This is a genomic window from Aquimarina macrocephali JAMB N27 (assembly GCF_000520995.1).
GTDB lineage: Bacteria > Bacteroidota > Bacteroidia > Flavobacteriales > Flavobacteriaceae > Aquimarina > Aquimarina macrocephali.
The window spans coordinates 40,797-53,907 of the sequence record NZ_JACA01000056.1 but is presented as its reverse complement, the minus strand read 5'-3'; the positions used below and the strand labels follow the sequence as shown (position 1 = coordinate 53,907).

The following is a 13,111-nucleotide window of genomic DNA, read 5'->3' as shown; positions in this document are numbered from 1 at the left end:
CGAATAATAGCAATTATAAACTAGAGCGAAAATCAATTATAAGTATCTGATAATATGTGGTGTAGTGAGATTGAAGTTGATTTTAAGATTACGCCTTTGGGATACTATTTTTTGTATCTTCACAAGAATTACCCTTACGAAATTTAGATTTTAGGCATCTATTAAAATGTAGATCATCTCTCATGATCTTACAAAGATGTGCATGTTTATCTATATAATATGTATAGAAAACAAAAATTGATATACCAGATATTTAGTTTTTACTAAACATGTTTAGAGAATTTTGCGTTTAGTTATAAACTATTTGATACTTAACCTTCTGTTTTAAAATAGAAGTTGACCCAATACAAAAATCTATAAAATATAAACAAATGAAAACAATACGTTACCGTTCGAACGGACAGGATGTTTATTTTTTGGAAGAAATTTTAACCATACTGGGATATCAAGTATATGTGTCTAATTTTTTTGGAAAAGATACGGATGCAGCCGTCAGAGATTTTCAGACTAGACATAATCTTGTAATAGATGGTATAGTAGGACTTAAAACCTGGTCCAAACTTATCGAAATCAAAAATGACTTTATTGCATTTAATGATAAACTCTTGTCCGAACAAGATGTGAAGGATTTTGCAGATCAGTTTGAATTAGAATTAGCAATGGTAAAAGCGGTTAATGAAATAGAAAGTAATGGAAAAGGGTTTTTGGTATCTGGCAGGCCAAGAATTTTGTTTGAAGGCCATATTTTTTGGAAAGAACTGGATAAACGGGGAGTAAATCCATCTCAGTATGTTTCAGAATATACTAAAAACGTATTATATGAAAAATGGACCAAAACATACTATAAAGGGGGAGCTGGTGAGTATGATCGTTTAGAAAAGGCTGCAGGAATGTCTGATGAACCAGCTTTTCATGAAGCAGCATATAGCTCGGCATCATGGGGAGCTTTCCAAATCATGGGGTTTCATTATGCGAACTTAGGTTTTTCTTCTGTAGATCATTTTGTTTCAGAAATGTATGATCATGAAAGAGAGCATCTTAAAGCTTTTGGTAAATTTATAGAAACTACATCTTTTAAAGGTAAAAAACTATTGGATTGGATAAAAGAAAAGAACTGGGCAAGATTTGCCGAAGGATATAATGGATCGGGGTATAAGAAAAATAAATATGATACTAGACTAAAAAATGCTTACATAAAATATAGCAATAGTTAGTTGTGATTGTATATTAGAATTAAATTTATTTTAGGTTTTTCAACTATATCTCAGTTTTTCTATTTTTGCTCTATGATTGATAATTTCGAGAATGAATTTTTTGGGATCGGTATTCAAAATGGTAAAACACCAGAGAATCTAGGTGTATTATGGCGTTCTGCACAAAATATGGGAGCTAGTTTTATTTTTACGATAGGCAATCGATATGCAAAACAAGCCAGTGATACTCATAATGCGGTAAAAGCCATGCCGTATTTTCATTATGATACTTTTGAAGATTTTTATCGACACTTACCTAAAGGAGCAATGTTGATAGGAGTAGAATTAACAGATAATGCGCAATCTCTCGAAACTTTTAACCATCCGAAACGTTGTGTGTATTTACTAGGAGCCGAAGACCATGGGTTGTCCAAAAATGCTATCGAGAAATCACAGTTTTTAATCAAATTTAAATCAGAACTAAGTATTAATGTTGCTGTAGCAGGAAGCATTATTATGTATGATCGTGGAGTTGATAAGCCAAGGTTTATAAGAACATAGTTCCTGTAATTTTTAAAATGAAGGTTTCATATATAATTTTTGTCACTACATTTATAACCACTATCCGTATTGTTTATGTTTAAAATAGTAGAAGATTTTATTGCTGGTTTTAGCTCCTGGGTATGGGATTGGCCTTTATTGGTATTGCTTATTGGAGGAGGAGTATTTTTTCTTATTTATTCTAGGTTTACACCTTTTTTCTATTTTAAACACGCGATCAATGTATTGCGAGGTAAATATGATAATGAGGATGCTCCTGGACAGCTTAGTCATTTTCAGGCCTTGTCTTCTGCTATTGCTGCAACGGTGGGCATGGGTAATATTAGCGGCGTGGCGGTGGCAATTGTCATGGGTGGACCTGGAGCTGTTTTCTGGATGTGGATCAGTGCTTTAATCGGTATGGCAACCAAGTTTTATACCTGTTCATTAGCGGTAATGTATCGATCTGAAGATGAGGAAGGGTCTTTGCTTAGTGGTCCGATGTATGTGATCACCAAAGGTCTGGGTGCTCAATGGAAGCCTCTGGCTGTACTTTTTGCCTTGGCAGGATTGGTAGGCACACTCCCTGCGTTTACGGCAAACCAACTCACTCAAACATTAGTAGATGTTTTAGATTGGAATGATGACTATAAATGGTATATCGGGATTGTATTAGCAGGTTTCGCTTCGCTGGTTATTATGGGAGGAATAAAAAGAATTGGTGTTGTAGCTAGTAGACTGGTTCCTTTTATGGTGGTTTTATATTTTATCACAGTGATCACTATTCTGGTTTTACAAATAGAAAAAATACCAGATATGTTTATGTTAATTTTCTCGGATGCATTTTCTGGAAAAGCAGCGGCAGGAGGAGCTTTAGGGTATTTGATTAAAACAGGAGTAAAAAGAGCCGCTTTTTCTAACGAAGCAGGTATAGGAACTGCGCCAATGATGCATGGTACGGCAAAAACTAATGAACCTATTAGAGAAGGGCTAGTGGCAATGATTGGTCCCGCAATAGATACATTACTGGTATGTACATTAACCGCTTTGGCAATACTTTCTACTGGGGTATGGCAAAGCTCTAATGGTAATGGAATATCTCTTACTTTAGAAGCTTTTAATTCTGTTCTTCCATATGGATTAGGAGATATTGTAGTGGTTGTTATGGTTTTGGTATTTGGGCTTTCGACACTGTTTTCATATTCGCATTATGGGACTACATGTTTAGGGTTTTTAACCAAACCGAAGTATGGTAAATATTATAACTATTTATATATAATGTCGATTATAGTTGCTGCAGTAGTAAAAATAGAATTTGCAATTAATCTTATTGACAGTGCTTTTGCTATAATGGCAATCCCTACAGTGATTTCTGGATTATTATTAGCCCCTAGAGTAAATGCCAGAGCTAAAATGTATTTTGAAAAGTATAAGATCTAATATCATTTTTTTGTATTACATTAGACCAGGTCTTTGCTTTACTTTATTTTCATAATGATAAACTCACTTCTCCTGTTTTCCTGATGCTCTTCCTCTGTACAATCTATTCCATCAGCACATTTGTTGATCAACCTTCTCTCTCCATAGGCTTTTCCGGGTATACGTCGCCAATCAATATTTCCTTTTCGCACGATATATCTTATTGTGGCTCTCATTCTTTTTACACTTAACTTTTTGTTGTACCAATGACTGGATCTACTATCGGTATGTGAGCGAACTTCAATCTTTAATTCTGGATATTTATTCATCGCCGAAATTATTTTTTGGAGTTCTACTTCGGCATTTGGACTAATCTCATAATCATCCAGACTAAAATAAATAGGTTCTAGTTGTAAAATTTCCCCAAGATCATCACCAACAGTAATCTTTACTGTAGAGGATAATAATTTTTCTGCATCAATATTTGTTAATGAAATTGGCAGATTATGAATAAATTCAAAAACATCTGTAGTTTCTAATGTAACTTCTTTTGGGATAAAATTTTCCAGCTCTGCCCGTATTACATATGGTTCATTGCAAGGAACTTTGATTTTGTATTTGCCTTTTAAATCAGAAACAGCCTGATGTGCTATGTTTCCATTTTTATCGAATACGATAACATCTGCTCTTATAAGTGGCTCCCCGGTTGCAATATCTGTGATCGTGCCTTCTGCATATTGCATACAAGAAGTGATCAGTTCCCCGACTTGCTTAAAACTGTAGATATCATCATTGCCTTTACCTCCTTTTCTGTTACTTGCAAAATATCCTATTTTGGTTTCTTCATTTAATACGAAGGTAAAGTCGTCTTTAGAACTATTTACAGGTTTGCCAATATTAAAAGCATTAGAAAAACCAGATTCATTAGGTACAGAAATAAAAATATCTAACCCTCCCAAGCCTACATGACCATCACTAGAAAAGTATAGTCTTCCACTGTCGCTGATGTAAGGAAAAGTTTCTCTACCCTCTGTATTAATCTTACTTCCTAAGTTTTTTGGTTCACCATATTTTCCATTTTCTAATACATCTACCACAAACAGATCAGACTGTCCCATAGTGCCTGGCATGTCACTGGCAAAATAGAGTTTAGTTCCATCAGCACTTAATGAAGGATGGGATACAGAATATTCGTCACTAGAAAAAGGTAATTCTACGATGTCAGTCCATATTCCACCTTTGAGGGTGGCCATGTACAATTTTAGTAAAACAACCCCCTTTTTACTTGTCCCTAATTTGTTGTTGGTATAGTTATTTCTCGAAAAGTATACTGTTTCTCCATCTTTACTAAAACTGGTGGATGACTCATGAAATTTTGTGTTTATTTTTCCTTTTAACTTAACAGGGTCTTCCAGAGTAATCTGATCTTCTTTAATGTTTGAAGAGAAGATATCTAAAAAAGGCATTTTGTTCCATTTATGAAGTTTTGAATCATTAGTGTTTTTACTTCTTGACGAAGCAAATACGATTTGATTTTTGTTGTTGAAACTAGGAGCGTATTCTGAATTTTTTGAATTAATACTAAGGGGGAATATGTCATATTTACCCGATTGCATTTCGATGAAATCTAGATAGTTCCTCTTTTCTATGAAAGATTTAGCACGTTTGTCATTTCCTGTAATAGCATAGAATTGATCCATAATATTATCGGCTTCCTTGTAACGTTCAACACTTTTTAAGCTTTGTGCATATCTAAATAAATATTCGGGATTTAAATCCTCTGGATAATTCTGGATTAATTTTTCATACCATACTACAGAATCTTCAAGATCCCCTGTGAAATAAAATGAATCTCCTAGTTTAGAATATAGGTTTTGAGAAGAATATCCACGTTGAGCCACATCTGTATATATTGCTCTGGCATCGATATACGCAAATGCTGTAAAACTTTGATCTGCTTTAGTTATACGTTTATCCTGATCTTGAGAAAAAAGCTGCGACGATGATAAGAGAATAAGTACCCAGAAAGAAATAAAGTTTCTTTTTATAAAGATTGAAGCAAAAAATAACATGTGATTTTTCAAACGATCCCAGAATTTAATGTTAAAAACTTGTTTCCACGGGGTATTTGAAAACATACTGGAACTAAATTTAAGAAAAATTCAATTAAAAAGTCAATTCAATACCTTTATTTTAATAACTACTTTTTGTAGGAAAATGTTAATAAGACAAGGATGTATGTAATAATTCTATGATCTGTTGTTTTCTTGTTTAATATTCGTCTACCTTTGTATTAAAATCAATCATATGGCTCATAAAGCTGGCTTTGTAAATATTATAGGTAACCCTAATGTAGGTAAGTCTACATTGATGAATGCTTTTATTGGTGAGAAGCTATCTATTATTACTTCTAAAGCGCAAACCACAAGACATCGTATTTTAGGAATTGTAAACGGGGATGATTTTCAAGTGATTTTATCAGATACTCCTGGGATTATAAAACCTGCTTATGAACTTCAGGAATCAATGATGGATTTTGTTAAATCTGCTTTTGAAGATGCAGATGTATTGATCTATATGGTAGAGATTGGTGAAAAGGATCTAAAAGATGAAGCTTTTTTTAATAAAATAACAAATGCAAAAATTCCTATTCTTCTACTCATAAACAAAATAGACCAGTCTAATCAGGAAAAATTAGAAGAACAGGTTCAATTTTGGAGTCAAAAAGTACCCAATGCAGAAATATATCCTATATCTGCTTTAGAGAATTTTAATGTAAAAGAAGTTTTTGGTAGAATAGTAGAGTTATTACCAGATTCTCCACCTTTTTATCCAAAAGATCAGTTAACAGATAAACCAGAACGCTTTTTTGTAAATGAAGCCATTCGAGAAAAAATATTAGTGCACTATAAAAAAGAGATTCCTTATTCTGTAGAGGTAGAGACAGAGGAATTTGTAGAGGATGATGATATTATTAGAATTCGTTCGGTAATTATGGTGGAGCGGGATTCTCAAAAAGGAATAATTATTGGTCATAAAGGATCTGCTTTAAAAAGGGTAGGTACTGAGGCACGTAAAGAACTGGAAAAGTTTTTCGGAAAAAAGATACATATAGAACTTTATGTAAAAATCAATAAAAATTGGCGTAGTAATGAACGTCAGTTAAGGCGATTTGGATATAATAATTGATTGCTACTGCCCTAATTAATATTACTTTAGTTACTATTTTTTATACCTTCTTCATTACCTGTAAGAAGATTATTTATTGATCGATGTTTATAATTTATCCTTAGCATAACGTTAAGGATATATATGTTGTTAACATTTGAAGCCTTAATCACAAAACAAGATCAATAATGAAAACTTTTAACAAGACTATTCTTATTTCCGCAGTTGCATTAAGCCTTTTTAGCGCATGTGATCCTGATGATTATCATGGTGGAGGGAATACTAATAAACTAACGTTCAAGAAAATTGGAGGGTTTACCAATGGAACGGGAGGTGAGGGATTTGCAGAGATTTCTGCTTTTGATCCACAAACAGATAAACTTTTTGTTGTAAATCCAAAAGAATCAGAACTTTCGGTTTGGGATATTTCTGATCCAGGCGCACCTGTACAGGGAGTAGATATATCTTTGATTGGTAACCCCAATAGCGTAGCTGTGAACAACGGAATGGTAGCTGTGGCTTTAGAAAATTCTTCAAACAAACAAGCCAACGGAACGATTGCAATTTATAATTCGGATTCACAAGAACTGCTACATACTTATCCAGCAGGAGCATTACCAGATATGGTAACTTTTAGCCCTAATGGAAAATATATTGTAGCAGCAAATGAAGGAGAACCTGATGATTTGTATACAGATGATCCAGAAGGATCAATAACTGTTATAGAGGTTGCTACCGGGCAGGTTTCGAACATCAGTTTTACAGCTTTTAATGATCAGACTATTGGTAATGATTTTCGGGTTTTTGGACCAGGAGCATCTCTGGCAAAAGATGTAGAACCAGAGTATGTTGCTATTTCTCATGATTCGAAAACAGCATATGTTACATTACAGGAGAATAATGGATTGGCAATCGTTAATCTAGAAACTAAAACGATTACTGATATTATTGGACTGGGGGTGAAAAATTATGGATTAACAAATAATCAAATAGACGCTAGTGATAAAGATGATATTGTAGGAAATTTTCAAAATTGGCCGGTTTTAGGGTTTTATCATCCAGATGCTATAACGTATACTAAGATCAGAGGAGGGCGATACTTAATAACAGCAAATGAAGGAGATTCTAGAGATTACGATGGGTTTTCTGAAGAAAAGAGAGTAAAAGACCTTACACTTGATCCTGTTGCTTTTTCTGATGCAGCTACTTTACAATTAGATGAGAATTTAGGAAGACTAAAAGTTACTACTGCAAATGGAGATGTTGATGGTGATGGAGATTATGATATGATTTATACTTATGGTGGAAGATCATTTACTATATGGTCTACATCTGGAGCAGTTATTTATGACAGTGGAGATCAAATAGGAAAAACGATTTTTGACTTGGATCCGAGTGCTTTTAATAATAACGAAGGAAGTGCAGCCGATAAAAGATCTGATGATAAAGGAGCAGAGCCAGAAGCTGTAGAAACCCTTAAAGTGGGAAGAAAAACACTGCTTTTTGTTGGGCTAGAGAGAACAGGAGGAGTTTTGGTGTATGATATATCCAGCCCCTCTAATCCGAAATTTTTAGAATGGTTAAAGAATGAAACAGATATTTCTCCAGAAGGATTGATTGTGGTAGAAGCAGAAGATAGTCCAACAGAAAATGATTTGATAATAGTAACTAATGAAGTATCTAATACAGTCGCTATTTATGAAATAAGTAAAAAAGATTAAATCAATATCGATAGAGGAATCCCTGTCATAATGCTGGTGAGAGGCTAAAAAACCTCGTTTTTTCACTAATAACAATAAAAACTTTGTTGTTTTACAGTAACCAACTTGACTGCAATACGTGGTATATTTGACTAAGTAATTATTTCACTGACTGACTATCAATTATGAAAAGTTCCATCGGCCTGAAACATTGGCCTTTGGGCTTTTTATTTTTACTTTCTTTCCTATTGTTAATCAAATCAAAACATTTATAGTATTGCTAAAATAAAAAGTCTAATTTTGCACAAAATTTAGAATAGATATCAATGAGTGGTATAGTGGCAATTGTAGGAAGACCTAATGTTGGGAAATCAACGTTCTTTAATCGGTTAATTCAAAGAAGAGAAGCTATTGTAGATGCTGTTAGCGGGGTAACTCGTGATCGACATTATGGAAAGAGTGATTGGAATGGAGTAGAGTTTTCATTAATTGATACCGGTGGTTATGTTGTGGGTAGTGATGATGTTTTTGAAGCCGAAATCGATAAACAGGTAGAATTGGCTATCGATGAAGCAGACGCTATTATCTTTATGGTTGATGTAGAATCAGGAATAACGGGAATGGATCAGGATGTTGCTAATCTACTTCGTAAAGTTGATAAGCCTGTTTTTTTGGTTGTAAATAAAGTGGATAATGGGCAGAGAGCTACAAATGCAGTAGAATTTTATAATTTAGGCCTTGGCGAATATTATACTATTGCCAGTATTAATGGGAGTGGTACAGGAGAACTTCTGGATGAGTTAGTAAAAGTACTGCCCGAGAAAGAAGACGATGAATCTAGTGAATTACCGCGATTTGCAGTAGTAGGAAGGCCTAATGCTGGTAAATCTTCTTTTATTAATGCTTTGATAGGAGAAGATAGATATATCGTTACCGATATTGCAGGAACTACCCGGGATGCAATTGATACCAAATATAATCGTTTTGGGTTCGAGTTTAACCTGGTAGATACTGCAGGAATACGACGTAAATCTAAAGTGAAAGAAGATCTGGAGTTCTATTCTGTAATGCGATCAGTTCGAGCGATTGAGCATAGTGATGTTTGTTTAATAGTTTTGGATGCTACCAGAGGTTTTGACGGACAAGTACAAAATATTTTTTGGCTAGCAGAGCGTAATCGTAAGGGAGTAGTGATCTTAGTTAATAAATGGGATCTTGTAGAAGATAAAGAGAGTAATACCTTAAAAGATTTTGAAAAATATATACGTAAAGAAACAGAGCCATTTACCGATGTTCCTATTGTATTTATTTCGGCTTTAACAAAGCAACGTATATTTAAAGCTATCGAAACTGCTGTAGAGGTATATAAAAACAGATCTAAGAAGATCAAAACCAGTGAGCTTAATGATGTTTTATTGCCGATAATTGAACGTAACCCACCGCCAGCCTATAAAGGTAAGTATGTGAAGATAAAGTATATTACGCAATTGCCAACACCACAACCTCAATTTGCGTTTTTCTGCAATTTACCTCAGTATATAAGAGATCCATATAAACGATTTCTCGAAAACCAACTTCGTAAAGAGTTTGATTTTCATGGTGTGCCAGTTTCGGTGTATTTAAGAAAGAAGTAGAGGCTTAGTTTTCTGATTCTGCTTTATAAAGTCTTTTGGGAATTATTTGTTGCATAATTACTTTTTCGTTCTGAATTTAGTTATTCAAACGATTTACTGCATTTTTTTTGCTTTTGATTATGCAATTTGGAACTAAACAGAAATAAAAATGATTACCAACTTCCTCCAGCACCACCGCCACCGAATCCACCACCACCGAATCCGCCGCCAAAACCACCACTAGAACCACTGCCAAAACTTCCTCCGCCATAACCTCCACGACCCATGTTGCTTAGGATAATTATATCCAGAAGACTACTTCCGGACTGGTTTCCTCGATTTCCTTTTCCACCATTGCCATTATTTTTTTTTGAAAAAGCTCTTATGATGATTATAAAAAAGAATACCATCAAAATTATTTCTAGTATAGGAAAGTCATTCTTGCTATTCTTTCTAGAGCCTTTAAAAGTGCCATCAAGAACCTGAAAGATAGCTGTTGTTCCTTTATCTAAGCCATTATAAAAATTCCCTTTTTTAAACTCAGGAGTAATGATTTGATCAATAATGGTTTTGGATGTAAAATCTGTGAGTTTTTCTTCTACTCCATATCCCGTAGCAATCCATATTTTTCGATCATTTTTGGCAACTAGAATAAAAACTCCATTGTCTTCTTTTTTTTGCCCAATCCCCCATTCATGAGCCCATTCTGCAGCATATAGACCAATATTCTCACCCTGTAATGAAGAAATAGTGGCTACTACAATCTGCGTTGAGGTTGTGTCGGTGTATCGGATTAATTTTTCTTCGAGAAGCTTTGCTTGAGGCGAAGAAAGCATTGTAGCTTCATCATATACTGATGTTTGTTTTTTTGGTTTAGCGGGGATTTCTCTTTGTGCATGTATTGTATGGAAGGGTATAGAAAATATTCCCAAAAACAATAAAGGCAATATGAATTGTTTTATTGTATTCATCTATCCTTTTGAGATTTCATCAGAGAGTTCATTGATATCGGTATGATCCCAAGGAAAATATTTCTGTAACTGTTCTCCGGCAAGAAGAACTCCGTCAATTAACCCTTGAGTGAAACCTCCTTTTTTAAACTGCTCAAGTATAGCATCTTTTGTGCTTTCCCAGAAATTGTCTTCAACAACATCATTAATGCCTTTATCTCCAAAAATAGCAAAACTGCGATCTTCTACAGCAACATAGATGAGCACTCCATTACGTTGGATAGTATTGTCCATTTTTAACCAATGAAAAACTTCGGTAGCTCTTTCTAAAATTTCTATTTCAGTATGTTTTTCAAGATGCACACGAATCTCTCCGGATGTCGTTTTTTCTGCACTCCTAATTGCAGCAACGACTTGTTGCTCTTGATCATAAGTGAGAAAATTTTCTACCTTAGACATTATTTAAAATTAAAATCAACATCTGGTGCTTTTTCTGCACCTCTATCAGCTTCAAACCGTGCCATTTCCTCAAGGCTTCCAAAAACACTTAAAATGATATTATTAGGAAATTTTCTCATAAATTTTGTATAATCACCTACAGCTTCGTTGTATCTGTTGCGCTCTACATTAATCCTATTTTCTGTTCCTTCTAGTTGTGTTTGCAGATTAAGAAAATTTTGATTTGCTTTTAGATCTGGATAACGCTCTACGGTTACTAATAATCTTGATAAGGCAGAGGTTAGTCCTCCTTGTGCCTGTTGAAACTGTGCTATTTGATCTGGTGTAATATTACTAGGGTCAATATTTACTGCAGTTGCTTTGGCTCTGGCTTCGATTACTTCTTTTAAAGTATTACGTTCAAAATCTGCAGCTCCCTGAACAGTTTTAACTAAGTTGCCAATAAGGTCACTACGTCTTTGGTAAGCACTTTCTACATTAGACCACGCTGTTTTTGCATCTTCTTGAAATGTAACGGCAGTGTTATAACGACTTCCAAAAAAGAAATACAGAATTACAATGATTCCTACGATTATTAATACTGGTATTAAAAGTTTTTTCATAACTCAAATTATAATAAGATGACTTTTTACAATTGTTCTTTAATCTTTAGCAATTGTCCTTTGATAGATTCTAGTTTTCTAATGATATCAAAACTGTCTAAGGCTTCTTGTTTTTGTTCTTTAAGATGAATTTTAGCACCTTCCAGAGTAAATCCACGCTCTTTTACCAGGTGATAAATTAACTCGAGATTCTTGATGTCCTCTGGAGTAAATTTTCGATTGCCTTTAGCATTTTTTTTAGGCTTTATAATATCAAATTCCTTTTCCCAAAAGCGAATTAAAGAGGCATTTACATCAAAAGCATCGGCTACCTCACCAATACTGTAATACATTTTTTTTGGTAAGTCTACATACATACTTATTCTTTTTGTTGTGTAAAACTTCCATCATCTTCAAAAATGAGCTTACTTTCAGGGAAATCCTCTTCTGTTAATAATTTAATTTCCTTTAATGCTCTTTTTTTCTCATCAATAAATGGATATACTTCATCGATCTGCTTTGCAGAATGTAACTTACCTTTAATAAAATTACCATCGGTATCAATCTCAACTTCTGCAATAGGAGCATATCCTTTAATGCCACTTAAATTAAACCGGGAGTAGGTACAGAAATTACCCAAACTGTATGCTATAAATTTATTTTTGTATACTTCAAAAGCTCTTGAAACATGTGGTCCATGTCCAATAATAATATCAGCACCAGCATCAATCATAGTATGTGCAAAACGATAAACATCACCACGATCTTCACCATAAAAACGTTCTGTTTTTCTGGGAACATGAGTGTATTTAAGGCCTTCTGCACCTCCATGAAAAGAAACAATCACGATATCTACTTTTTGTTTGAGTTCGGTTACGATTTTTTTAGCATTGGTTAAGTTATGAATTTTTATGCAATCCTTGTTAGGGGCAAAAGCACAAAATCCATACGTGATACCATCTTTTTCAAAAATTGTAGAAGGCTGAGCAAATACTCCTGCATAAGCAATATTGTGCTTTTCGAGAGTTTTAGAAGTGTTCTTAATTCCTATTTCACCAAAATCACCAATATGATTATTAGCGATACTCATTACATCAAACCCTGTTTCTTCAAGATATTTTCCAAAATATTCTGGTGATCTAAACGAATAACATTTTGATGGATCAGAACAGCGTTTCGCATTTTCTCCTTCATCAGTAAGCGTACCTTCTAAATTACCAAAAAGCAAATCTGCTTGACTAAGTATCGTATTAACATCATCAAAAGGACCTTTGCCTTCGGGAGGTAAATAACTGTCATTAGGGAAATCGGTTCCCATCATGATATCACCAACGGCCATGATTTTAATATATTTAGGCTTTGCTAATTTTTGTTGGGTATTTTGGACTATTACGTACATCGAGTCCAATACTTCTTTTGAATATTTTTGAGCTTGTATAGAAGAACAAAAACCAAAAACGAAGACAATAAGAAATAGTTTGCGCATCA

Annotated in this window: 12 protein-coding genes; 6 read left to right on the top strand and 6 right to left on the bottom strand. The window is 34.1% G+C overall.

Annotated elements, in window-relative coordinates:
- Positions 1–371 precede the first annotated feature (371 nt).
- The 3 genes from Z054_RS0124925 (at position 372) to Z054_RS0124915 (ending at position 3,173) form a co-directional block, all read left to right on the top strand.
- Positions 372–1,214: an N-acetylmuramidase domain-containing protein gene (locus Z054_RS0124925; RefSeq protein WP_024772734.1), complete on the top strand. Its 843-nt coding sequence runs from the start codon at positions 372–374 to the stop codon at positions 1,212–1,214.
- A gap of 72 nt (positions 1,215–1,286) precedes the next feature.
- On the top strand, positions 1,287–1,754 hold the full coding sequence (locus Z054_RS0124920; RefSeq protein ID WP_024772733.1) for an RNA methyltransferase: 468 nt from the start codon (positions 1,287–1,289) through the stop codon (positions 1,752–1,754).
- Between the two features lie 75 nt (positions 1,755–1,829).
- Positions 1,830–3,173, top strand: a complete 1,344-nt coding sequence (locus Z054_RS0124915) for an alanine/glycine:cation symporter family protein (protein ID WP_024772732.1) — start codon at positions 1,830–1,832, stop codon at positions 3,171–3,173.
- A gap of 38 nt (positions 3,174–3,211) precedes the next feature.
- Here the strand turns inward: Z054_RS0124915 and Z054_RS0124910 are convergent, their stop codons facing one another.
- Positions 3,212–5,290 (bottom strand): OmpA family protein, encoded by a 2,079-nt coding sequence (locus Z054_RS0124910; protein WP_241461451.1) that lies wholly within the window; start codon positions 5,288–5,290, stop codon positions 3,212–3,214.
- Between the two features lie 169 nt (positions 5,291–5,459).
- Between Z054_RS0124910 and era the strand changes: the two genes are divergently transcribed.
- The 3 genes from era (at position 5,460) to der (ending at position 9,654) form a co-directional block, all read left to right on the top strand.
- Positions 5,460–6,341, top strand: a complete 882-nt coding sequence (gene era / locus Z054_RS0124905; protein WP_024772730.1) for a GTPase Era — start codon at positions 5,460–5,462, stop codon at positions 6,339–6,341.
- Positions 6,342–6,508: 167 nt separating this feature from the next.
- Positions 6,509–8,041 (top strand): choice-of-anchor I family protein, encoded by a 1,533-nt coding sequence (locus Z054_RS0124900; RefSeq protein ID WP_024772729.1) that lies wholly within the window; start codon positions 6,509–6,511, stop codon positions 8,039–8,041.
- A 305-nt stretch (positions 8,042–8,346) separates the two neighbouring features.
- Positions 8,347–9,654, top strand: a complete 1,308-nt coding sequence (gene der, locus Z054_RS0124895) for a ribosome biogenesis GTPase Der (protein WP_024772728.1) — start codon at positions 8,347–8,349, stop codon at positions 9,652–9,654.
- 152 nt (positions 9,655–9,806) lie between these two features.
- Here the strand turns inward: der and Z054_RS0124890 are convergent, their stop codons facing one another.
- The 5 genes from Z054_RS0124890 to Z054_RS0124870 are packed head-to-tail and all read right to left on the bottom strand — an operon-like array spanning position 9,807 to position 13,109.
- Complete coding sequence (locus Z054_RS0124890) at positions 9,807–10,604, bottom strand: TPM domain-containing protein (RefSeq protein WP_024772727.1); 798 nt, start codon at positions 10,602–10,604, stop codon at positions 9,807–9,809.
- A complete protein-coding gene (locus tag Z054_RS0124885) occupies positions 10,605–11,042 on the bottom strand; it encodes a TPM domain-containing protein (protein WP_024772726.1) in 438 nt (145 codons plus the stop codon).
- Positions 11,042–11,644 carry a LemA family protein gene (locus Z054_RS0124880; protein ID WP_024772725.1) on the bottom strand — a complete coding sequence of 201 codons (603 nt, stop codon included), beginning with the start codon at positions 11,642–11,644 and terminating at the stop codon, positions 11,042–11,044. The genes Z054_RS0124885 and Z054_RS0124880 overlap by 1 nt, the downstream gene beginning before the upstream one ends.
- 26 nt (positions 11,645–11,670) lie before the next feature.
- Entirely contained in the window at positions 11,671–12,000 is a 330-nt protein-coding gene (locus Z054_RS0124875; RefSeq protein WP_024772724.1) for a MerR family transcriptional regulator, read from the bottom strand.
- Between the two features lie 2 nt (positions 12,001–12,002).
- A complete protein-coding gene (locus Z054_RS0124870; RefSeq protein ID WP_024772723.1) occupies positions 12,003–13,109 on the bottom strand; it encodes a CapA family protein in 1,107 nt (368 codons plus the stop codon).
- Positions 13,110–13,111: the final 2 nt, after the last annotated feature.

Bases quoted from the DNA above. Each gene is read 5' to 3' on its own strand.
- Z054_RS0124925 (WP_024772734.1), top strand. From the start codon at position 372: ATGAAAACAATACGTTACCGTTCGAACGGACAGGATGTTTATTTTTTG.
- Z054_RS0124920 (WP_024772733.1), top strand. From the start codon at position 1,287: ATGATTGATAATTTCGAGAATGAATTTTTTGGGATCGGTATTCAAAAT.
- Z054_RS0124915 (WP_024772732.1), top strand. From the start codon at position 1,830: ATGTTTAAAATAGTAGAAGATTTTATTGCTGGTTTTAGCTCCTGGGTA.
- Z054_RS0124910 (WP_241461451.1), bottom strand. From the start codon at position 5,290: ATGTTTTCAAATACCCCGTGGAAACAAGTTTTTAACATTAAATTCTGG.
- era (WP_024772730.1), top strand. From the start codon at position 5,460: ATGGCTCATAAAGCTGGCTTTGTAAATATTATAGGTAACCCTAATGTA.
- Z054_RS0124900 (WP_024772729.1), top strand. From the start codon at position 6,509: ATGAAAACTTTTAACAAGACTATTCTTATTTCCGCAGTTGCATTAAGC.
- der (WP_024772728.1), top strand. From the start codon at position 8,347: ATGAGTGGTATAGTGGCAATTGTAGGAAGACCTAATGTTGGGAAATCA.
- Z054_RS0124890 (WP_024772727.1), bottom strand. From the start codon at position 10,604: ATGAATACAATAAAACAATTCATATTGCCTTTATTGTTTTTGGGAATA.
- Z054_RS0124885 (WP_024772726.1), bottom strand. From the start codon at position 11,042: ATGTCTAAGGTAGAAAATTTTCTCACTTATGATCAAGAGCAACAAGTC.
- Z054_RS0124880 (WP_024772725.1), bottom strand. From the start codon at position 11,644: ATGAAAAAACTTTTAATACCAGTATTAATAATCGTAGGAATCATTGTA.
- Z054_RS0124875 (WP_024772724.1), bottom strand. From the start codon at position 12,000: ATGTATGTAGACTTACCAAAAAAAATGTATTACAGTATTGGTGAGGTA.
- Z054_RS0124870 (WP_024772723.1), bottom strand. From the start codon at position 13,109: ATGCGCAAACTATTTCTTATTGTCTTCGTTTTTGGTTTTTGTTCTTCT.